Below are 20904 nucleotides of genomic sequence, written 5' to 3'. Positions count from 1 at the left end.
AGCCCAGGCCACCCTTCAGGCCCGCCGCAGCACGGTCGAGTAGCTGAACGACTCGCCCGGATGCAGGCTGACCGCAGCGGCCAGCAACTCGCCCTGTCGGTCGAAGTAGCGCCGCACGGTACGCAGGGCCGCCGCGCCCGGGGCCATCCCGAGCGCCGTGGCCCGCTCGGGGTCGGCGCAGACGGCAGTGAAGTTCTGTTCGACCGAACCCAGTTTGGCCAGGTCGAGAATATCGAGCAGCCGGTAGATGCTCTGACCCAGATCGAGCAGGGCCGAGCGGGCAGCCGGTTCGGGCTCGGGCAGATAGACCTCGGTGACGGCCAACGGCCGACGATCGTGGCGCGGCCGGCGGATGCCGTAGAGCCGCACACAGGCGGTACCGGGCGCAATGCCCAACAGGCTGGCGGCCAGCGTATCGGCTGCGATCGATTCGGCCCGCTCGATATGAAAGCGGGTGGCATTGCCGTACTGGAGCAGATCCTCGACCGATTGGGCGAACTGGTTATAGCGATCGGGCGGGGTGTCGGCGATCACCAGGGAGCCTGCGCCCTGACGACGCGAGATCAGACCGGCGATTTCCAGCAGTCGCAGCGCTTCGCGCGCGGTATGGCGGCTGATCGCATAGTGGCGACACAGTTCCTTTTCGGTCGGCAACAGGCTGTTGACCGGGTAGCGGCCACCCAGGATGGCGGCCGACAGCTCGTCGGCCACCTGACGATAGCGCGGGGACTTCGAGACGGGAGACAGGGATTCCATGATTCCGGTAAGGGTTGGGCACGGCGGCGTTCGAGCAATTGCTCGGCCACTGTGCCATGTTTGCCGCCACGAAGAAAGGCGGCAGGCGGCGCGGCGATGGTGACATCGATCGAGCCCTGGGGCTATGCCGGGAAATACCAGTCAAGGCCGAAAGCAGCGCTACCGCCGGGCGTGGAGCTAGAGTAAACTCGCGTTTTTTCTACGTTTTCTTACAAGAACAAGGCCATGCGCACCTCGCAATTCTTCCTCGCCACGCTCAAAGAAGCCCCGAACGAAGCCGAACTGCCCTCGCATAAACTGATGCTGCGCGCCGGCCTGATCAAAAAGCTCGGTTCCGGGCTCTATACCTGGATGCCACTGGGTCTGCGGGTGCTGCGCAAGGTCGAAGCCGTGGTACGCGACGAGATGAACAAGGCCGGGGCGCTCGAAGTCCTGATGCCGGCCGTGCAACCGGCCGAGCTATGGCAGGAATCGGGCCGCTGGGAGGCCATGGGGCCGCAGATGCTCAAGATCAAGGATCGCCACCAGCGCGATTTCTGCTTCGGCCCGACCCATGAGGAAGTCATCACCGATATCGCCCGCAGCGAGATCAAGAGCTACAAGCAACTTCCGCTCAATTTCTACCAGATTCAAACCAAGTTCCGCGACGAGATCCGCCCGCGTTTCGGCGTGATCCGGGCGCGCGAATTCATCATGAAGGACGCCTACTCCTTCCATACCGACCGGGCCAGCCTGCGGGAAACCTATGTGGTGATGCACCGGGCCTACACCAATATCTTTACCCGGCTCGGCCTCAAGTTCCGCGCCGTGGCAGCCGACTCGGGCGCCATCGGTGGCGATGCCTCGCATGAATTCCATGCGCTGGCCGACTCGGGCGAAGATGCACTGGCCTACTGCCCCGATTCCGATTTCGCCGCCAACGTCGAGCTGGCCGAAGCGCTGGCCCCGGCCGCGGCCCGTCCGGCTGCCGCCGAAGCGATGCGCGATGTCGATACCCCGAAGCAGACCACCTGCGAACAGGTGGCCGAACTGCTGGGCATCGGTCTTGAGCGCACCGTCAAGGTGATCGCCCTGATGGCCGGCGAGCGCTTCCATATGATGCTGCTGCGCGGCGACCATAACCTCAATGAAGTCAAGACCGGCAAGCTCGCCGGTCTGGAGGATTTCCGCTTCGCCACCGAAGCCGAGATCCGCGAACACCTCAACTGCCCGCCCGGTTTCCTGGGTCCGGTCGGTATCGACCGCAGCCGTATCCGACTGATCGCCGACCGCAGCGTGGCCGCGCTGGCCGACTTCGTCTGCGGCGCCAACAAGCCCAAGTTCCACCTGGCCGGCGTCAACTGGGGCCGCGATCTGCCTGAAGCCGATCTGGTCGCCGATATCCGCGACGTGGTGGCCGGCGACCCGAGCCCCGATGGCAAGGGCCGGCTGGAAATCTGCCGTGGCACCGAAATCGGCCATATCTTCCAGCTCGGCACCAAGTATTCCGAAGCGCTCAACTGCACCTATCTCGACGCCGAAGGCCAGACCCGGCCGATGGAAATGGGCTGCTACGGTATCGGCGTCAGCCGTATCGTCGCTGCCGCCATCGAGCAGAGCCATGACGCTCGCGGCATCATCTTCCCGCAGCCTATCGCCCCGTTCGGCGTGGCCCTGGTGCCGGTCGGCTACCAACGCTCGGAAGCAGTCAAGGCCGCAGCCGACAAGCTCTACGCCGAACTGGTCGCAGCCGGCATCGAAGTGCTGCTTGACGATCGCAACGAGCGGCCGGGTGTGATGTTCGCCGATATGGAACTGATCGGCATCCCGCACCGGATCACCATCGGCGACAAGTCGCTGGCCGAGGGCCGTCTCGAATATGTCAGCCGCGCCGGCGGCGAGACCGAGATGGTGGGTGTCGAGGAAGCACTGGCGTTTATCCGCGCCAAATTCGGCATTTAATCAACTGAATCAAGTCAGATAGCCGCCGACCCGAGTCAGGTCGGCGGCATTGCAGCTGTCGTTTTGCTGACTTATCTCCCCATCGGCCATTTGCGTCCGCGCTAGCCGAGCAGTCAGGGGATCGGGTGATAAGCCCTGAGCTGCCTGGTTAGCCCAGGAAAACCAACGGTGCCTTACCTGGCTTTGCAGCTCACCCTCCCTACAATTCTGCGATATGCCAGCCAGGCCCGAGTGGGCAGGAAACCGTCTCAGGGCACCTTGCAGCGTGCGTCGGCTTACCGGCCACTGACCAGGATTTTGTAGTTTGTCTGGGCCTGGACATCGTTTTTAAGCAAAACCGGTCATCAGAGACGACAGGACTGGATTTTTTTCCTTACAACGTTGGCCGCAAGGCCCGGATTCAGTTTATGCTAATGGATTATTTCTCCATCCCCATCAGTCATGACACTGGCGGGGATGGCCGGGGAAATACCTAGCCAGTTCCTTGATTCGGAACACTTATTGGCTGAGCCGGTCTATCGCCCTTCCCCGGTCCGCAAGCACAGTCGGCATGACCGACCATGCTGTGCTGCGGCAAATGTCCCAAAACCGAATTAAGCTGGTGTACATGAAAAAGTCTGCTTTCGTTCCTGCCCTTGTCACCCTGCTGCTCACCGCCACGGTCGTCCATGCCGGTGCCCAGAAAGAGGAAGCCCTGTCCTCCTCGGTCGCGACCACGATGCAGCGCTCGATCAACGATTCGCTGGCCCCGCGGCTGGTCTTTGCCAACCCGGGTGAAGGCGATGCCTGGCTGTCCGAGATGTCGGGCCGGCTGGCCAAGAAGATTCCCGACCCCTATATGCGGGAAAAACTGCTGACCGCCATCCACTACGAAGCCACCCGCGCCGGACTCGATCCGCAACTGGTGCTGGGGCTGATCCAGGTCGAAAGCGGTTTTCGCAAATACGCGATTTCCTCGGCTGGCGCCCGGGGCCTGATGCAGGTGATGCCGTTCTGGGTACGCCAGATCGGCAACAAGGACCACAGCCTGTTCGATATGTCCACCAATCTGCGCTATGGCTGCACCATCCTGCGCCACTATCTCGATATCGAAAAAGGCGACCTGTTCCGCGCGCTGGGTCGCTACAACGGCAGCCTTGGTCGGGCCGAATACCCTAATCTGGTGCTGGGCGCCTGGCGTCATCACTGGAGCTACAGTGCACCGGCCAATCCGGTCACCGTCCGCCGGGCATCCTACGAGCCGGCCCAGCCGGTCCAGATCAAACGCTAAAGCGCGGGCACTACGTTTGCTCCTGGCAGAACCTGCCGCGATCGGTCTTCCCGGTCGCGGCTTTGCTGTCGATCACGGCCCAGCCCGGCCAAAAATTCACTAAGCTGATCGATTATCCAAACCAAAGACGATGCGCCATCGAGCGCACAAGGGAGTTCTGCCATGGCATTACGTGCCCCACTCGCTACCGTCATCCTGGCTGCGGCCATCAGCCCGCACGCTGCCGAAACCACCGACCAGCTCATTATCGGCGTCACCCCGGCCCTGCTCGCCGAGCCGAGCAAGCATCTGCCCTCACTCAGCCAGGCTGTCGGCACCGATATGGTGTTCGTGCGGCAGATGGGCGAACGCAGCTGGATCGTCAAACTGCCCAGCCGGCTCAACGAAGCCGCGCTGGAAGCCCTGATGGCCAAGCTGCGCCAGCAGCCCGGCATCGAATCGGTCGAAGCTGATCGGATGATGCAGCATATGCGGCGTCCGATGACCGTAGGCGGCTAAGCCCGCCGGACGCTGCGTCCCCTGCCCGGGATGCGGCGTCTTCTGAACTCTCCCCTCAAGCTCTCTCAGGCGTCCTGGCTGAAGCCCCAACTCGTCACCATCGCACCATTAGCCGCAAGCACCACGGCCGCGGCCAGAATAAGCAGCTGTGGTCATCCCTGACCGCTGGAGCAGTGGCGCTTGCCGACCGTAGTGGTCCCAACTCGGCGCTTATGTGACGCTGACTCGCCGATTCGGCCCGAAAACCCTGATCTTTCTGATCGAACACCGACCGGGGGTTGCAACGTGGCCGATCTCGAAGCCGTGCTGCAGCACTGTCCACCAGCCGCCCCGCAAGTAATTCCTGCTCAGTCCGCCTTTTTCTGTCAAAAGACGCCTCAGCCTCTCCCCAACCAGTAATAAGCCGTCTTCGCCCCGTCCGCCTCCTCCGCGATCTGTTCGAACACAAAGCCATTGCGCTGCAATACCCGGATCGACCCGGCATTGTCCGGGTCGACGGTTGCCAGCAGACTGGCCAGCCCACGCTGTTGCCAGGCCCAATCGACCAGGGCGGCGACCAGTTCCGAGCCATAGCCGCGGCCCCAGCAGTCGGGTGCCAGGGCATAGATGATTTCGGCGGCCATGGGTGCTGGGGCGTTGTCGTTATGGATCAGGCCGGCCCAGCCTATCGGCCGGTCGCTGGCGCGCTCGATGATGGCATGGGTACCCAGTCCCCAGCGGCGTCGGTTGCGATTGGCCTGCTCCAGCCAATAGGCGGTCTGTGCCCGATCGAGCGGCTGGCCGTCGCCGACATAGCGCACCACCTGCGGGTCGGCCGTCAGCGCCGCAAACACATCGAGATCATCCTCGTGCCACGGACGCAGCCGCAGACGCTCGCTGCGGATCCAGTCTTGGGTCATCACCGTTCCTCCCGATTGGTCGGCGTCATCGATCCATGCCGATTAGTGAATTTTCTGCAAAGCGTGTGCAAGATATACTCGTCCATACGTTAGAAATAGAAAAACGGACGCCGAAGCGTCCGTTCTCTTTGCCCGTGGGCGGATCAGCTGCCCAGATGCTTCTTGAAGAAGCGCTCCATGGTCTCGTAGGCTTCGAAGCGGTTTTCCTCGTTGGAGAAACCGTGGCCCTCGTTGTCCTTGACCAGATACTCGACCGCCACACCGCGCTTTTTCAGCGCCTCGACCACCTGGTCGGACTCGGCCTTAACCACGCGCGGATCGCGCGCGCCTTGCAGCACCAGCAGCGGGGTCTTGATCTTATCGACGTGGAATACCGGCGAGGTCTTCTTCAGCAGTTCCTTGTCCTTTTCCGGATGGCCCACCATCTCGTACATCTTGTCGAGCATGGGCTTCCAGTAAGGCGGAATGGTTTGCAGGAAGGTGAACAGATTGGACACCCCGACATAGTCGACCGCGCAGCTGTACAGGTCGGGCGTGAAGGTCACGCCGGCGAGCGTGGCGTAGCCGCCGTAGCTCGCGCCGTAGATGCAGACCTTCTTCGGGTCGGCGATACCCTGATCGACCAGCCATTTGACGCCATCGCTGACGTCATCCTGCATCTTGAGACCCCATTGCTTGAACGAGGACTGCCAGAACTGCTTGCCGTAGCCGGTCGAGCCACGGAAGTTCATTTGCAGCACCGCATAGCCACGGTTGGCCAGCCACTGGACTTCGGGGTTGAAGCGCCAGGAATCGCGTGCCCATGGACCACCGTGCGGATTGACCACCACCGGCAGGCCCTTGGCTTCGCGGTTGAGCGGCAGGGTCAGATAGCCATGGATGGTCAGGCCGTCGCGGCTCTTGTAGCTGATCGGGCGCATCGGCGCCATTTTCTTTTCGTCGATCCACGGCGCGATATCGGCGAGCTTTTCCAGCTTGTCGGTCTTGACGTCGTACAGGTACTGGCTGCCACGGGTGCGGTCGTTCCAGGCCGAGACGGTATAGGTCTGCTCGTCGAGGTCGCTGCTGGTCAGCGACACCTCGTAGCCCGGCAGCTTGGCCGCGACCTTGCCGTACAGCTTCTCGGCTTCGGCATCGAGGAATTTGCGTTCGTACTTCCAGGTTTCATAGACCGCCGCCGTCACCACCTTGCGCTTTTCCGAGTAGCCCAGTTGGGTCACATCGACCTCGGGGTGCTCGTACACCAGCCGGACTTCCTTGGCCGTATTGGGGTCGATCTCGACGATGGCCGCCTTGTCGCGGCCGATATTGGAAGCGACGTAGAGGCGCTGGTTATCGGGCGTGAAGAACAGGGGCGCCAGCAGGTCCTTGAAACCGGTGGTCAGCACGTTCTTGAACGGCGACTTTTCGTCGGTGCGGTGCAGGAAGCTGGTATTGACGCCATCGGAAGCAATCGCCACCCGCAGCTTGCCCTCGTGGTCGGTCAGCCAGCCGATGATATTGCCCGGATTCTCGGCGATCTGGGTCAGTTCGCCGGTCTTGACGTTGAGGCGGTAGGGATCGAACACCTCTTTCTTGCGCTTATTGAGGCCGATGATCACATCGGTCGGATGGCGCTCCAGATCGTCGATCAACGTTACCTTGACGCCATCGAACGGGGTCAGATCGCGGCTGGACTTGCCTTCGCGGTCCACCGTGAACAGATGGAAATTCTCGTCGCCGCCGTTGTCCTTCAGATAGAGCAGGAAATCGTTGCCCTTCCAGAAGTAATTGCGGATGTCGCGATCCTTGACCGCCGTCACGCGCCGGGCTTCGCCCCCCCGCTCCATCACATGGATATTGAGCCGATTTTCATGCGGCTGAACGAAGGAAACATATTTGCCGTTGGGCGACAGTTGGAAGCCCGCCTTCTCCGGGTTACGGAAGAAATCGCGCAGCGGAACCTCGGTCGAGGCATGGGCCTGACCCAGCGCCAGTAATGTCGCCAGCGCCAGGGGCTTGAGCATCTTGGGCATCAGTTTCTCTCTCCTTATGAATCGATCCTAGTAAAGCGCCACGCCGACCCGGCCGAGGCAGCAGCCTTCGCGACAATAAACATACCGGTGAGTATGGTCAATAGTGGACCAGGCTCAGCCAGCGGATTGTGGCATCGACATCGCCATGCTTTCGCGCAGCCATTGCCGCAGGGCCGCCAGCGGCCGCTCGTCGCGCCGCGTGCGCGGGCAGCAGAACCAGTAGGCAAAGCCGCTATCGAGCCGCAGGGTCGGGAAAGGTTCAAGCAGACGACCACTGGCCAGTTCGCCGGCGATCAACAGGGGATCGGTCAGCAATACGCCAAGACCCTGGCTGGCCGCATCGATGGCGCCCTCGAGCTGAGCCCGCTCAGGGCCGGTCTGCACGGCCGGATGGTTGATGCCGGCGGCCGTGAGCCAGGCAGTCCATGGGCCCAGATCGGCGCCGAGTCGGATCAGCGGTTGCAGGGCCAGATCGGCCGGACGCTCCAGCCTCGCGGCTGTCGCAGGCGAGCAGACCACAGTCAGCCGTTCGCTGGCCAACGCTTCGGCATATACCTCGGGCGGGGGGGTGCGGGCATACAGGATGGCGGCATCGAAGTCCTCGCGCTCGAAATGGATGCGCTGGAACGGCACGGCATTCATCCGCACTTCGATATCGGGATGGCGGGCCTGGAATTCGCCCAGACGAGGCAGGAAACAGCGCAGGGCAAACAGCGGCGGCAATTTGAGCTGCAACTCGGCCGGTCGCCCAGCGAGTGCCTCGACCGCCCGCGCCAGCCCGTCAAACGCAGCTTCGGCTGCCGGCAGCAGGGTGCGGCCTTCGAGGGTGAGGCTGAGTCCGCGGGGTTCGCGAACAAACAGCGCCAGACCGAGATGGTTCTCCAGTTGCCGAATCTGCCGGCTGACCGCACTCTGGGTAATGAACAGCCGCTCGGCCGCCCGGCTCATATTGCCCTCACGGGCGACCACGACAAAACAATGCAGGGCGTCGAGCGGCGGCAAACGGTTCATGGCAGGACCTTTAAAGCTATGAGGAATGCTCATAGCTTACATGCCATAAAGTCGTTTGGCGCAGCCACTGCCCTAGTTGGACAGACAATATAAAAAAACCGCCATGTGGAAAACGCATAGCGGCCAGTGAGTTAGCGTAAAAAGGGCATTGAGCACCAGCCATGCCATTCAGGAATATCTATCGAGTCCAATGCCACATCCTGCTTGGCATTTATCCAGAATAGCTATTCGTTTTTCTCATATCACTCAAATATCGAGCGTGGCAATCACCGGCGCGTGGTCGGACGGTCGCTCGGCATGGCGCGGCACTTTGTCGATTTCACAGCTCCGGCACAGATCGCGCAGCGCCGGCGACAGCAGGATATGGTCGATCCGCAGTCCGGCATTGCGGCGAAAGCCGGCGGCGCGGTAATCCCACCAGGAAAAGCTCTGCTCGGCCTGCTCGAACAGCCGGAAGCTGTCCACCAGACCCAGATCTAGCAGTTGCTGGAAACGCCGGCGCTCTTCGGGGCTGACCAGCACTTCGCCGACCCATTTGGCCGGGTCGTGGACATCGCGGTCTTCCGGGGCAATATTGTAGTCACCAACCAGGGCGAGCTTCGGATAGCGGGCCAGCTCGCCCGGCAGCCAGGACAGCAGCGCATCGAGCCAGGACAGCTTATAGAGATACTTGTCGGAATCGAGGCTCTGGCCATTGGGGAAATAGCCACCCACTACCCGCACCCCGCCTACCGTCGCGGCAATCAGGCGCTTTTGCGGGTCGACGAAATCGGGCAGTGCCAGCACCACGTCCTCGAGCGGCAGACGCGAGATCAGCGCGACGCCGTTATAGGTCTTCTGCCCCGTATAGGCCACATGAAAGCCGGCGGCGGCCAATTCCTCGCGCGGGAAGGCATTGTCTTCGAGCTTAGTCTCCTGCAAGGCCAGCACGGTCAGTGCCGGGCGGGCGGCCAGCCAATCGAGCACCTGCGGCAGGCGGACTTTGAGGGAATTGACGTTCCAGGTGGCAATTTGCATAGCGGTCTCGTTAGGAAGTTCTCGGCCGTGAAAATGGCCAATAGTCTAAACGATGCCACCATCGCACCGGAGCCGCGACTTGGTCTAAGATTTGATGACGGTGTGCTGGCGCGCTTTCGCCTTATAGCGATTTGCTTTACTATACAACCGTTTACGAATACAGCATTTGCGCCCGCCCGGCTTCATCGACCCGGCGTCCACGGACCGGCCGGCCCCGCCCCAAGTTCAACGTACATAGGCTATCTCGATTACCATGTCCAAGAAGATCGCTCACTTGACCATACTGGCTTCGATCCTGGGTGCGCTGCCGGCTTATGCCGCCGACCCAGACGAAGGCGCCGACATCTGGCCGATGTACCAGAACAACGCCTCCCATAATGGCTATCAACCGTTCTTCGTCGGCGACCATTTCAATCTGAAAAAGTGGAGTACTCGCTTCCGTCTGGTCAGCGGCCCGTGCCTCGATCTGAACGACCAGCCGGTAATCGGCGGCCATATGGTCTATCTGACCGACCGCTGCGCCTCCAAATATATCGTCGCACTCGAACTCGACAAGGGTCAGCCGGTCTGGCGCATGAACTTCGGCATCCCGACCACCGCGAGCGGCCCCACCTATCAAAGCCTCTTTGCCCCGCCTTGCAGCGAAGATGAGCGTGCCACCCACAGCTGTGCCCCGGGTTATGGCCGTATCTACGCCCAGACCGCCAAGGAAAACGAAAGCTCGCTATTCCGTATCTACAACTCGCTCAACGGCGAGCCGCTGTTTCAGCGTAACGAAGGCGTGCCGACCCTGTGGGGTTCCTTCCTGTCGCCGACGCTCTATGAAAACCAGGCCTATCTAGCCAATGCGGTCAACGGTGGCGTCGACAGCATCAGCCTCTCCACCGGGGCACGTACCTGGGGAGCCAATGCCGGTGCCTACAAGCTGCTGGTTCCCTCGATCAACTCCCAGCATGTGCTGACCTATGCACAAGGTGCGCTGACGGCGCAAAACCGTGTCACCGGTCAGGGCGACTTTATCGTCAACGTGCCCTACGCCAGTGTGCGGCGCGACCTCGACCAGCAGGCACCGGCGCTGGGCAGCTATAACAATGCCTTGGTGACGGACAGCGGCCGTCTGGTCAGCATCGACCTTGCCAACCGACGCATCGCCTGGATGGCCGACGGCCAGCATATGGGCCAGGTCTCGGTGGCCAACGGCGTCGCCTATGCCCGCGAAGGCAACCACTCGGTGGTGGCCCGTGACGAAACCGACGGTCGGCTGCTGTGGCGCTGGACCGCCCCGGCCCCCGAATGGCTGCGCGGTCATCTGATCGTCACCGACAGTCACCTGTTCCTGTCGGGCCTGAGCCAGTTGTTCGCCATCTCGCTCAACAGCGGCCAGACCGACTGGGTCTACAACGCCAGCGGCCAGATCGCCCTGACCCGCAATGCCATGTTGATTGCCACCGACGACGGCAATCTGATCAAGCTGGCGCCGGGCAAGCTCGACGATATGCCCGATGACTTCGCTTTCGACGCCTACTACACCACCAACCTCAATGTGCTGGTGATGTCCAATGTGGTCGAGATCAAGGGCGTCAATTCGCTGATCCCGATCTCGGTCGATAACGGCGACTACTCGGTCAACGGCCAGACCATGACCCGCACGCCGGGCCTGGTCAAGGAAGGCGACAAGATCGCCGTATACGGCCGGGTGCCCGGTGTCACCGGTCAGACCAATACGGTCACCCTGAAGCTGGGCAGTGGTACCTTCCCCTTCGACATCACCGCCGGCAGCGTGGTGACGCCGAACAATCCGTTCAACGCCACCGCCCAGGTCAGCGGTACGGCCAACAACCTGACGCTGTCGGTGTTGGTGTCGCCGTCCTCGGCCGCGGCCAACAAGATGGGCCGCATCTATATCGCCACCGAGTACCAGGGTGCCTGGAGCGCCTATAACGGCCAATCGTGGGTGCCCTGGAACGGCACGCAAGCGCTGGCCTCGGTCTTTACCGGCCAATTGCTGCCCAAGACCATCCCGGTGTTCCGGGGCAACGATCTGAGCGCTACCCGTGGCATGAATGTCTATGCCGGGATGGGTGTCAGTTTCGAAGACATGCTGGCACGTGGCGACTACAAGCTGGTCTACACGGTAAACTAGACGGATCATCCCGCCGCCCTCCGGCGGCGCGGCATCGGCGCTGGGTCGGGCCTCTCCCGACCCAGCGTTTTATTTGACTGCACAGCCGGCGCCCTGCGCCAGATTCGAGGACTTACCCATGTTCTACCGCGACGTCATGCCCGTTGATCCGACCCGCCACGGCGATCTCAAGCTCGGCCCGGTCACGGACTTCAGCTTCGCCAATACCATGCACGCCCTGCCGGTGGTCGGTTTCGAATTCATCGATGCGATGCGTGACTACCCGATCGTGTTCGCCGTCGACGAGAACGGCGCCTATCTGCCCACCGTGATGCTGGGTATGCGCGCCGACGAGAATCTGTTCGTCGATGCCGAAGGCCACTGGCAAGCCCGCTATATCCCGCTCTATATCAGCCGCTACCCCTTCGTCACCTCGGAAACCCCGGACAACCAGGCCGTGGTCTGCATCGACGAAGCCGCCATTGAAAGCCTCAAGCGTGATGACGGCATGCCGGTGTTCGAAGACGGCAAGCCCAGCGAGCGCATGAAACAGATCGCCCAGACCCTGTTCGCCCTGCGCGACGACGCCAAGCGCTGTGCCGAGTGGTCGAAGGAACTGGCCGATGCCGGCCTGTTCAAGCAAGTCTCGGCCTCGGCCGAACTGCCCGGCGGCGAGAACATCAGCATGGACGGCATGTTCGTGATCGACGACGAAAAGCTGCGCAAGCTGCCCAAGGAAACCGCCTACAAGTGGTTCGCCAACGGTCTGATGTCGCTGATCTACGCTCACCTGTTCTCGCTGCGCAATCTCGACGTGCTGGTCGATCGTCTGCAAAAGAAGACGGCAGCCTGACGTTGATGGGCGTGGAACTGCTGTATCGCCACGCCGACTTCCTGGTGGTCGAGAAGCCGCCCGGCTTCTCGGTCCACCGCGATCAGGACGGCACCAGCGCACTCGATCTCGCCCGCAGCGCCAGCGGCCTCGATGGCCTGCATCCGGTGCACCGGCTCGATCGCCTCACTTCGGGCCTATGGCTGCTCGCCCGCCATCCCTCGGCTGCCGCCGAGCTTGGTCGGTTGTTTGCCGAGCGGCGTATCCATAAGACCTATCTGGCGCTGTCCGACCATAAGCCGCTCAAGAAGCAGGGGCTGATCAGCGGCGATATGGAAAAGGGCCGCAACGGCTGCTGGCGACTCAGCCGCGAACGCAGCGATCCCGCCATCACCCGTTTTCGCAGCCAGACCGTCCGGCCCGGACTGCGTCTGTTCCTGCTCGAACCGCACACCGGCCGCACCCACCAATTGCGCGTGGCACTCAAAAGCCTGGGCGCCCCGATCATCGGTGACGAGCGCTACGGCGGCAGTCCCGCCGACCGCGGCTATCTGCACGCTTGGCGCCTTGAATTCGACTGGCAGGGTGAAGCGATCCGGCTCGAGTGCCCGCCCCACCATGGCCAACTGTGGACCGACATCGGCCCGGCGCTCGACGCGCTGATCCAAGGCACCTGAGCGTTCAACACCACCCGAGCCTCCCCGGCCTCCCGCCACCTCCCAGCAAGACCCACAGGACAACGCTGCCTGCTGCCGCTTGGCAACCAACGCCCGTCCGCTGGAACGGAAGCCGCCATGGGCGCAAGTCGTCACTTGGCGATGCGGGAGACGCCAGCCTCTGCGGCAATGCACCACAGGTGCTATCGATTGAAGAGCTTTGCTGCCGAGATCAGCAGCGTCCGACGCGGCGCTACAGCAGGTCTGGCGGCGACAGGGCTGGGAGACGGGGGGAGTCCGGAAGGATTCCGGTCGGGGGAGGATGCGGCTGCCCAATAGAAGGTTGGACAGAAAAATATATATTTTTACTAGCTTTGTTACTTCGTCTTGCAAGGTTCTGGCCGAAATATTGAATTTCGGCCAGATTTCTGCAAGGTGGCCTTAGACGTTGATCTCTTCGACCCGGTGGCAGGCCACCAGGCGGCCGTCGATCTGGCGCAGCAGCGGCACTTCCTGGCTGCAACGCTCCACGGCATACGGGCAGCGTTTATGGAAGGCGCAGCCCGTGGGCGGATTGAGCGGTGAGGGCAACTCGCCCTGGATCTTGATCTTGATGCGCCGGTCTTCCGGCCGGATCGCCGGGGTCGCGCTCATCAGCGCCTGGGTATAGGGATGGAGCGGCCGGGCGTAGATCTTGGCCTTGTCGCCGTATTCGACCGCCGAGCCCAGATACATCACCAGCAGATCGTTGGCCACATGCTCGACCACCGCCAGGTTATGCGAAATGAACACATAGCCAGTGCCGAACTCGTCCTGCAAATCCATGAACAGATTGAGAATCTGCGCCTGGATCGACACATCGAGCGCCGACACCGGCTCGTCGGCCACCACGATCTTCGGGTTGAGGATCATGGCGCGGGCAATCGCGATCCGCTGGCGCTGGCCGCCCGAGAACATATGCGGATAGCGGTGGATATGCTCGGGCCGCAGACCGACCTTGGCGACGATGGCTTTGACCTTTTCCAGCCGTTCGGCCTTGGACAGCGCGCTATTGATCTTGAGCGGCTCATCGAGCGTCGAGCTGATCTGCTTGCGCGGATTGAGCGAGGCGTAAGGGTTCTGGAACACCATCTGCACCTTGCTGCGCATCTGCTTGATCGTGGCAAGGCTGGCGTGCGCCACCTCGACCCCATCGATACGCAGTTCGCCCGAAGTCGCCGACTCGATCATGGTGAGCTGGCGCGCCAGGGTCGATTTACCACAGCCCGACTCACCCACGACCGCCAGCGTGCGGCGCGGCGCCAGCGAGAACGACACTCCGTTGAGCGCCTTGACCGTGGCATGGCCCTTGAGAAAGCCCCGGCTCACCTGGTAATGGCGGGTCAGGTCGCGAGCGATCAGCAATTCAGACATGGGTCGGCTTTCCTTCGGCGTCGAGCGGGAAAAAACAGCGGACCTTGGCGATCTCGCCGTCGAGCGTCGGCCGCGTCTGGCGGCAGCGCTCCTGGACATAGCGGCAGCGCGGACTGAGCAGACAGCCCTTGGGACGATCGTAATGACCGGGCACGATGCCGGGCAGCGCCGACAAACGACGAGCACCCTTATTGTGTTCGGGAATGGCGTCGAGCAATGCCTGGGTATACGGATGGCGCGGCTGCGAGAAGATCGTATTGACCTCGGCCTGCTCCACCACCTGGCCGGCGTACATCACACACAGCCGCTGCGCCGCTTCGGCCACCACCCCGAGATCGTGGGTGATCAGGATCAGCGCCATATGGTGCTCTTTCTGCAAGCGCACCAGCAGATCCATGATCTGGGCCTGGATGGTCACATCGAGCGCCGTGGTCGGCTCGTCGGCAATCAGCAGCTTGGGGTTGCAGGAAATGGCCATCGCGATCATCACGCGCTGGTTCATCCCGCCCGACAGCTGATGCGGATAGGCATCGAGCCGGCTGGCGGCGGCCGGAATCTCGACCATTTCCAGCAGCTCCAGCGCCCGCTTCTTCAGCTCGGCGCCGCGCAGGCCCAGATGGACCTTGAGCGACTCCATGATCTGGTAGCCGACGGTATAGGACGGGTTGAGGCTGGTCAGCGCGTCCTGGAAGATCATCGAGATATCTTTGCCGACGATACGCCGCCGCTCGCTCTCCCTGAGCTTGAGCAGGTCGTGGCCATCAAAGCGCAGGGTATCGGCAGTCACGCGGCCGGGAGCGTCCACCAGGCCCATCAGGGCCATCATGGTGACCGACTTGCCCGAACCCGATTCCCCGACGATACCGACGATTTCGCCCCGGTCGATCTGGAAATCGAGGCCATCCACGGCCGGGAACGGATGGTTCTTGGCGCCGAACTCGACGCAAAGATTGTTGATTTGCAGCAGGCTCATAAGCGAATCCCGGGGAGTTGGCGAGGCGGGCCCGAAGCCCGCCGGATCAGACTGACGCTGCGGTCAGGCCGCGCGCTTGAGCTTGGGGTCGAGCGCATCGCGCAGACCGTCGCCCATCAGGTTGATCGACAGCACCGAGACCAGCACCGTGAGGCCGGGCATGGTCACGACCCACGGGGCACGCTCGATATAGTCGCGCGCCGAACTCAGCATCGTTCCCCACTCAGGCGTGGGCGGCTGCACGCCCAGACCCAGAAAGCCCAGCGCCGCCGCTTCGAGAATCGCCGAGGAGAAACCCAGCGTGGCATTCACGATCAGCGGTGCCATGCAGTTGGGCAGCACGGTCAGGAACATCAGTCGCAGGGTGCCGGCACCGGCCACGCGCGAGGCGGTGACGTATTCCTTGTTGATCTCGGCCAGCGCCGCCGCCCGGGTCAGCCGCACATAGGACGGCAGCGTACCGATGGCGATCGCCAGCATGGTATTGATCAGGCCAGGGCCGAGGATGGTGATGATGCAGATGGCCAGCAGCAGCGAGGGCAGCGCCAGCATGATATCGGTCAGCCGCATGATCGCGGAGCCGAGCCGGTTCGGATAGAACGCGGCCAGCAAACCGAGCACGATGCCCGGGATCATCGACAGCAGCACCGACATAAAGCCGATCAGCAACGAGACGCGGGCGCCGTAGATCAGCCGCGACAGAATATCGCGTCCCAGTTCGTCGGTGCCCAGCACAAACTGTGACAGGCCGCCTTCCATCCACGACGGCGGCGTCAGCATATGGTCGCGGTACTGCTCGACCGGGTCATGCGGAGCGATCCAGCCGGCGAACAGTGCGCACAGCAGCAGGAACACAAAGATCAGCAGCGCCACCAGCGCGCCCTTGTTGGCCGAGAAGCTCTGCCAGAACTCTTTGAGCGGCGAGGGGAAATTCGGCACGACCTCGACGGTCGTGCTACCGGGCAGGGATGTCGTCACTATCGTCTCCTGGGCTTATTTGCCGCCGCGCACGCGCGGGTTGACGATGCCGTAGAGCACGTCCACGACCAGGTTGACCACGATAAAGATCGTGGCGGAAATCAGAATGCCGGCCTGTACCACCGGGTAGTCGCGGCGCTGGATCGATTCGATCAGCCATTTGCCGATGCCGGGCCAGGAGAAGATGCTCTCGGTCAGCACGGCGCCAGCGAGCAAGGCGCCGGTCTGGAGCCCGATCACGGTAATCACCGGAATCAGGGCATTGCGCAGCGCATGGATCACCACGATGCGGGTGGGCGCCAGGCCCTTGGCGCGGGCGGTGCGGATATAGTCTTCCTTGAGCACTTCAAGCATCGAGGAACGGGTCATCCGCGCGATCACCGCCAGCGGAATGGTGCCCAGCACGATGGTGGGCAGGATCAGGTGCATCAGCGCCGATTTGAAGGCGCCTTCCTCACCCGACAGATAACTGTCGATCAATAGAAAGCCGGTTTTCTGGGCGATGTCGTATTCGATGTCGATCCGGCCCGACACGGGTGTCCAGCCCAGCTTGACCGAGAAGAACATGATCAGCACCAGACCCCACCAGAAGATCGGCATCGAGAAGCCGGTCAGCGAGGCGCCCATCACGCCATGGTCGAACACCGAACCGCGCTTGAGGCCGGCGATCATCCCGGCAGGCAGCCCCAGCAGGGTGGCGAACAACAGCGCACACAGTGCCAGTTCGATCGTGGCCGGGAACAGCACCAGGAATTCCTTCATCACCGGTTCGCGCGTCACCAGCGAAATACCCAGATCGCCCTGGAGCAATTTGCCCAGGTAATCGAAATATTGCACCGGCAGCGGCTGGTCCAGCCCGAGGCGTTTGATGGCGGCGGCGTGCATCTCGGGGTCAAGGCGTCGTTCGCCTACCATGACCTCGATCGGGTCGCCAGGAATCATGCGTATCAGCGCGAAAGCAACCAGTGTGATGCCGATGAAAGTCGGAATCACCGTCGCCAGTTTGCGCAGGATGAAGGAAAACATCCCCTCACTCCTTCCTCGAAAGCCGTGAACACGGCCCTGGTTGATCGATCGCCCGTTCCGGAAAGAACGGGCGAAACGGGAAAAGCGCGCGATATTAAACCCTGATCACGACCAGGGGCAATTTGCAGCGCAGCGTAAAACTATCGGTGTTGCGCCAGGACAGCGCCAAACAAGACGAGCCGGATCGGCTTTTATTGAGGCCGCTCCGGCACGTAGATTTATCGTTTTTTAATAAACGAATATTGGATATTACCAGCCTTGCACCAAGCTGGCAGGAAAATTTCCCTTGACAGGCTCAGCGGGCCAGCCGCCACAGCAGCCGGGCGGCCACCTTGGCGGTACGCTGGTCCTGGTCGAAGGCCGGATTGAGTTCGGCGATATCGGCGAGCTTGAGTTTGCCGCTGCTCCGCACGCTGTCGATCAGCGCTTCGACCACCGCCAGATCGATACCGCGCGGCGCCGGCGCCGACACGCCGGGCGCCACCGCCCCGGGCAGCACATCGAGGCAGATGGTCAGATAGAGCCAGTCAACCTCGTCGGCAAACAGCGTCACCGTATCGCGCAAGGCCTCAAGCTGATCGATGCCGCATTCGTCATCGAGCCGCCACAGCACCCCCAGCTCGCGCGCCCGGTGGAACAGCGCTTCGGTATTGGCTGGCTCCGAAATCCCGAACACGCAGTAACGGAACGGCCAGCCATTCTCATTGCAGGCTTCGGCGATCTGCCGAAACGGCGTGCCGCTCGACGGCAGAATCGAGGCGCGCAGATCGAAATGGGCGTCGAGATTGATCACGCCGATACGCGGCGGCTTGCTGTGCAGTTCGGCATGACGGGCCAGTCCGAGAAAGCTGCCGTAGGCAATCTCATGGCCGCCACCCATCACCAGCGGCAGATGACCGGCATTGAGCAGTCCAGCCACCTGGCGGCCCAACTCCGCCTGGGCACCTTCTAGCTCGTCACCTTCACAGACCACGTCGCCTGCATCGTAGACCGGACGTTTCTGATGCCAGGCCAGACTGGCCAGCGCTTTACGCAGCGCCATCGGCCCAGCCTTGGCGCCCGGGCGGCCCTGATTGCGCTGCACGCCGGCATCGCAGGCAAAGCCGAGCAGCACCGTGCCCAGCGGCACCTCCTCGGCACGCCAGGGCAGCACACGCTCATGCCAGCGCCGCGCCAACGCCCCTTCTTCGGCATCGACCCGGCCGGTCCAGTTGCTCATGTCTGCGGGGTAATACATCGGGAAATCCTCGGGAAAGGGAAAACAAACCTCCACCCTCGCCGGTGCTGACATGGATCAAGTGGCCAGCGCGGAACCGTCCGGGGGACGCGCCCTTGAGCGCGTCAATAGCTGGGCGAAGGACAGAGGGGAGTCGATGTGACATTGCTGAGGAGGCGGTGCATATATATTTATATATGGCTTCTTCACCGCCTTATGTCTTGCACATGTTTTTCAGAAATATTTCTATTTGTCGCTATACCGCCTCGCCGCCACACCAGCGGCCGGCCATCGGTGCGCCGCCCAGCCAGTAGCACAACTGCGCCGGCCGCTCGATCGACCAGAGCGCCAGATCGGCCCGCAGCCCGACCGCCAGACGACCACGGTCCTTGAGCCCCAGGGCACCTGCCGCATGGCGCGTGACGCCGGCAAGTGCCTCGGCCGGGGTCAGGCGGAACAGGGTGCAGGCCATATTGAGCGCCAGCAAAAGACTGCTCGCCGGCGCCGTGCCCGGATTGCAGTCGGTCGCCACCGCCAGCGGCACCCCGGCGCGGCGCAGCGCCTCGATCGGCGGCGGACGAGTGTCGCGCAGGCAGTAGTAGGCGATCGGCAACAACACGGCCGTGGTGCCCGACTGGGCCATCGCGGCAATATCCTGCTCCGACAGCCATTCGAGATGGTCGGCCGATAGGCCGTGCCGCCGCGCCACCAGCCCGGCACCGCCCTGGTCGGACAGCTGTTCGGCATGGAGCTTGACCGGCAGCTTCAGCGCGGCAGCCGCCTCGAACAGCCGCTCGACCTGGGCCGGGCTGAAGGCGATGTGCTCGCAGAAGGCATCGACGGCATCGACCAGCTGTTCGTGCGCCAACCGTCCCATCCAGTCGATACAGGCATCGATATAGTCGTCGGCGCGACCCGTGAATTCCTCGGGCAGCGCATGGGCGCCCAGAAAAGTGGTATGCACGGTCAGCTCGCGCTCCTCAGCCAGGCGCCGCGCGGCGCGCAGCATCTTGCGCTCGTGCTCGAAATCGAGACCGTAACCCGATTTGACTTCGAGCGTGGTCACACCTTCGGCCAACAGGCAATCGAGCCGGGGCAGCGCGGCATCGACCAGCTCGTCCTCGCTGCTTTGGCGGGTGGCGCGGACAGTGGAGCGGATACCGCCGCCGGCGCGGGCGATCGCTTCATAGCTCACCCCTTCGAGCCGCTGTTCCCACTCGGCGGCCCGGTCGCCGCCAAACACCAGATGGGTATGGCAGTCGATCAGGCCCGGGGTCAGCCAGCGCCCCTCGCAGTCGAGTTCCAGCGTCTCGTCGTCGATCAGATCGGCCGGCAGTTCGGCCTCGCGGCCCAGCCAGGCAATTTGGCCATCGCGCACCAGCAAGGCGGCGTCGCGCAATTCGCCATAGGGAGTGGCGTCGGCGAAGGTCGCCAGATGGACGCTGCGGAAAAGCGTGTCGTAGGACATGGTCGGATCGGTCAATCGTTGAGAAAACCGGCCGGAGCCGGGATCAGGGGGTGGGTCTGGGTTGGTACTGCTCGATCAGGCGCGGAATCGCGCCGTTCGAATAACCGCGCCGCACCGCCTGATTGAAGCGTTCGAGGAAATCGCCCAGCTTGAGCGATTTGGGCACGCCAAGATAATTGGCATCGCGCTTGAGCGGCCGGTCGAGCACCGAGAAATCGTCCTCGCGGCCGATCAGCGCCGGATCGCGCTTGAGCGCCGCATTGAGCCCGGCCCGGCCCGGGTTGATCAGGGCCACGTCGATCCGGCCGGTCAGCAGCTTTTTCAGCCGCACCGTGGGGCCGTTGTCTTCATCGACCATGAAGACCCCGCTGCGGCGAGCCTGCTCGAAATCGTCCCCGAACGTGCCGCCCGAGCCGATGCCGAGCCGTTTGCCGCTGAGCGCCTCGATGCCGGTGAATTCGAACTCGCGTCCCTTTCTCACCACCATCACCACCTCGTCGTAGAACAGCGGCTCGGAATAGTCGAAGATCGCCAGCCGCTCCTTGGTCAGGCTCAGACCGACAATGGCCACCTGGCCCGACTCGGCGAGTTTGTAGGCGCGCGCCCACGGGTAGAGCCGCAGCGACAGCGTATCCTGTGGCAGTTCGCGGTCGAGATAGCGCAGGATATCGACCAGAATGCCGCGCGCCTCGCCCTGTTCGTTGTAGATCTTCGGAACCGAGTAGTCGTTGCCGACCACCTCGACCTCGATCGCCTGAGCCCGGCCCAGACCAAGCAAGGCGATCATTCCCAGCAGTGCCAGCGTCTTCATCA

At 62.7% G+C, this 20904-nt stretch carries 18 protein-coding genes; 6 read left to right on the top strand and 12 right to left on the bottom strand.

The window, feature by feature from the left end:
* Nucleotides 1-15 precede the first annotated feature (15 nt).
* Nucleotides 16-756: a GntR family transcriptional regulator gene (locus ACFOW7_RS16570; protein WP_378166345.1), complete on the bottom strand. Its 741-nt coding sequence runs from the start codon at nt 754-756 to the stop codon at nt 16-18.
* A 225-nt stretch (nt 757-981) separates the two neighbouring features.
* Between ACFOW7_RS16570 and ACFOW7_RS16565 the strand changes: the two genes are divergently transcribed.
* From ACFOW7_RS16565 to ACFOW7_RS16555, 3 genes are all read left to right on the top strand, one after another.
* Nucleotides 982-2697: a proline--tRNA ligase gene (locus tag ACFOW7_RS16565; RefSeq protein ID WP_378166343.1), complete on the top strand. Its 1716-nt coding sequence runs from the start codon at nt 982-984 to the stop codon at nt 2695-2697.
* Nucleotides 2698-3304: 607 nt separating this feature from the next.
* The gene (locus ACFOW7_RS16560) at nt 3305-3967 is read left to right on the top strand and encodes a lytic transglycosylase domain-containing protein (RefSeq protein WP_378166341.1); all 663 of its coding nucleotides are present in this window, start codon (nt 3305-3307) and stop codon (nt 3965-3967) included.
* A 162-nt stretch (nt 3968-4129) separates the two neighbouring features.
* Entirely contained in the window at nt 4130-4465 is a 336-nt protein-coding gene (locus tag ACFOW7_RS16555; RefSeq protein ID WP_378166339.1) for a hypothetical protein, read from the top strand.
* Between the two features lie 377 nt (nt 4466-4842).
* Here ACFOW7_RS16555 and ACFOW7_RS16550 read toward each other — a convergent pair whose 3' ends face one another.
* The 4 genes from ACFOW7_RS16550 to xth all read right to left on the bottom strand — a co-directional run bounded on the left by ACFOW7_RS16550 (nt 4843) and on the right by xth (nt 9407).
* Nucleotides 4843-5364, bottom strand: a complete 522-nt coding sequence (locus ACFOW7_RS16550; protein ID WP_378166337.1) for a GNAT family N-acetyltransferase — start codon at nt 5362-5364, stop codon at nt 4843-4845.
* Between the two features lie 143 nt (nt 5365-5507).
* Nucleotides 5508-7379, bottom strand: a complete 1872-nt coding sequence (locus ACFOW7_RS16545; protein ID WP_378166335.1) for a S9 family peptidase — start codon at nt 7377-7379, stop codon at nt 5508-5510.
* A gap of 114 nt (nt 7380-7493) precedes the next feature.
* On the bottom strand, nt 7494-8390 hold the full coding sequence (locus tag ACFOW7_RS16540; RefSeq protein WP_378166332.1) for a LysR substrate-binding domain-containing protein: 897 nt from the start codon (nt 8388-8390) through the stop codon (nt 7494-7496).
* A 246-nt stretch (nt 8391-8636) separates the two neighbouring features.
* Entirely contained in the window at nt 8637-9407 is a 771-nt protein-coding gene (xth, locus tag ACFOW7_RS16535; RefSeq protein WP_378166329.1) for an exodeoxyribonuclease III, read from the bottom strand.
* Nucleotides 9408-9660: 253 nt separating this feature from the next.
* On the opposite strand from xth, the gene ACFOW7_RS16530 reads away from it, so the two are divergent.
* The 3 genes from ACFOW7_RS16530 (at nt 9661) to ACFOW7_RS16520 (ending at nt 13038) form a co-directional block, all read left to right on the top strand.
* Entirely contained in the window at nt 9661-11550 is a 1890-nt protein-coding gene (locus tag ACFOW7_RS16530; RefSeq protein ID WP_378166327.1) for an outer membrane protein assembly factor BamB family protein, read from the top strand.
* A 118-nt stretch (nt 11551-11668) separates the two neighbouring features.
* Nucleotides 11669-12382 carry a SapC family protein gene (locus ACFOW7_RS16525; protein ID WP_378166325.1) on the top strand — a complete coding sequence of 238 codons (714 nt, stop codon included), beginning with the start codon at nt 11669-11671 and terminating at the stop codon, nt 12380-12382.
* A gap of 5 nt (nt 12383-12387) precedes the next feature.
* Nucleotides 12388-13038 (top strand): TIGR01621 family pseudouridine synthase, encoded by a 651-nt coding sequence (locus ACFOW7_RS16520; RefSeq protein WP_378166322.1) that lies wholly within the window; start codon nt 12388-12390, stop codon nt 13036-13038.
* A gap of 420 nt (nt 13039-13458) precedes the next feature.
* Here the strand turns inward: ACFOW7_RS16520 and ACFOW7_RS16515 are convergent, their stop codons facing one another.
* From ACFOW7_RS16515 to ACFOW7_RS16485, 7 genes are all read right to left on the bottom strand, one after another.
* Nucleotides 13459-14430: a peptide ABC transporter ATP-binding protein gene (locus ACFOW7_RS16515; protein WP_378166319.1), complete on the bottom strand. Its 972-nt coding sequence runs from the start codon at nt 14428-14430 to the stop codon at nt 13459-13461.
* A complete protein-coding gene (locus ACFOW7_RS16510; RefSeq protein WP_378166317.1) occupies nt 14423-15403 on the bottom strand; it encodes an ABC transporter ATP-binding protein in 981 nt (326 codons plus the stop codon). Before ACFOW7_RS16510 ends, ACFOW7_RS16515 begins: the two co-directional genes overlap by 8 nt.
* Before the next feature lie 63 nt (nt 15404-15466).
* Complete coding sequence (locus ACFOW7_RS16505) at nt 15467-16381, bottom strand: ABC transporter permease subunit (protein WP_378166315.1); 915 nt, start codon at nt 16379-16381, stop codon at nt 15467-15469.
* Between the two features lie 15 nt (nt 16382-16396).
* Nucleotides 16397-17407, bottom strand: a complete 1011-nt coding sequence (locus tag ACFOW7_RS16500; RefSeq protein WP_378166313.1) for an ABC transporter permease subunit — start codon at nt 17405-17407, stop codon at nt 16397-16399.
* Between the two features lie 295 nt (nt 17408-17702).
* Nucleotides 17703-18644, bottom strand: a complete 942-nt coding sequence (gene hutG, locus ACFOW7_RS16495; RefSeq protein WP_378166311.1) for a formimidoylglutamase — start codon at nt 18642-18644, stop codon at nt 17703-17705.
* Nucleotides 18645-18879: 235 nt separating this feature from the next.
* A complete protein-coding gene (gene hutI, locus ACFOW7_RS16490; protein ID WP_378166309.1) occupies nt 18880-20091 on the bottom strand; it encodes an imidazolonepropionase in 1212 nt (403 codons plus the stop codon).
* Between the two features lie 43 nt (nt 20092-20134).
* Complete coding sequence (locus ACFOW7_RS16485; protein ID WP_378166306.1) at nt 20135-20902, bottom strand: substrate-binding periplasmic protein; 768 nt, start codon at nt 20900-20902, stop codon at nt 20135-20137.
* Nucleotides 20903-20904 lie beyond the last annotated feature (2 nt).

It is taken from the genome of Chitinimonas lacunae, assembly GCF_042650885.1.
GTDB lineage: Bacteria > Pseudomonadota > Gammaproteobacteria > Burkholderiales > Chitinimonadaceae > Chitinimonas_A > Chitinimonas_A lacunae.
The sequence above is the reverse complement of the archived record's forward strand: the minus strand, read 5'-3'. Positions and strand labels throughout refer to the sequence as shown.

What these genes read in the sequence shown, in the direction of transcription:
- ACFOW7_RS16570 (WP_378166345.1), bottom strand. Translation starts at nt 756, where the DNA reads ATGGAATCCCTGTCTCCCGTCTCGAAGTCCCCGCGCTATCGTCAGGTG.
- ACFOW7_RS16565 (WP_378166343.1), top strand. Translation starts at nt 982, where the DNA reads ATGCGCACCTCGCAATTCTTCCTCGCCACGCTCAAAGAAGCCCCGAAC.
- ACFOW7_RS16560 (WP_378166341.1), top strand. Translation starts at nt 3,305, where the DNA reads ATGAAAAAGTCTGCTTTCGTTCCTGCCCTTGTCACCCTGCTGCTCACC.
- ACFOW7_RS16555 (WP_378166339.1), top strand. Translation starts at nt 4,130, where the DNA reads ATGGCATTACGTGCCCCACTCGCTACCGTCATCCTGGCTGCGGCCATC.
- ACFOW7_RS16550 (WP_378166337.1), bottom strand. Translation starts at nt 5,364, where the DNA reads ATGACCCAAGACTGGATCCGCAGCGAGCGTCTGCGGCTGCGTCCGTGG.
- ACFOW7_RS16545 (WP_378166335.1), bottom strand. Translation starts at nt 7,379, where the DNA reads ATGCCCAAGATGCTCAAGCCCCTGGCGCTGGCGACATTACTGGCGCTG.
- ACFOW7_RS16540 (WP_378166332.1), bottom strand. Translation starts at nt 8,390, where the DNA reads ATGAACCGTTTGCCGCCGCTCGACGCCCTGCATTGTTTTGTCGTGGTC.
- xth (WP_378166329.1), bottom strand. Translation starts at nt 9,407, where the DNA reads ATGCAAATTGCCACCTGGAACGTCAATTCCCTCAAAGTCCGCCTGCCG.
- ACFOW7_RS16530 (WP_378166327.1), top strand. Translation starts at nt 9,661, where the DNA reads ATGTCCAAGAAGATCGCTCACTTGACCATACTGGCTTCGATCCTGGGT.
- ACFOW7_RS16525 (WP_378166325.1), top strand. Translation starts at nt 11,669, where the DNA reads ATGTTCTACCGCGACGTCATGCCCGTTGATCCGACCCGCCACGGCGAT.
- ACFOW7_RS16520 (WP_378166322.1), top strand. Translation starts at nt 12,388, where the DNA reads ATGGGCGTGGAACTGCTGTATCGCCACGCCGACTTCCTGGTGGTCGAG.
- ACFOW7_RS16515 (WP_378166319.1), bottom strand. Translation starts at nt 14,430, where the DNA reads ATGTCTGAATTGCTGATCGCTCGCGACCTGACCCGCCATTACCAGGTG.
- ACFOW7_RS16510 (WP_378166317.1), bottom strand. Translation starts at nt 15,403, where the DNA reads ATGAGCCTGCTGCAAATCAACAATCTTTGCGTCGAGTTCGGCGCCAAG.
- ACFOW7_RS16500 (WP_378166313.1), bottom strand. Translation starts at nt 17,407, where the DNA reads ATGTTTTCCTTCATCCTGCGCAAACTGGCGACGGTGATTCCGACTTTC.
- hutG (WP_378166311.1), bottom strand. Translation starts at nt 18,644, where the DNA reads ATGTATTACCCCGCAGACATGAGCAACTGGACCGGCCGGGTCGATGCC.
- hutI (WP_378166309.1), bottom strand. Translation starts at nt 20,091, where the DNA reads ATGTCCTACGACACGCTTTTCCGCAGCGTCCATCTGGCGACCTTCGCC.
- ACFOW7_RS16485 (WP_378166306.1), bottom strand. Translation starts at nt 20,902, where the DNA reads ATGAAGACGCTGGCACTGCTGGGAATGATCGCCTTGCTTGGTCTGGGC.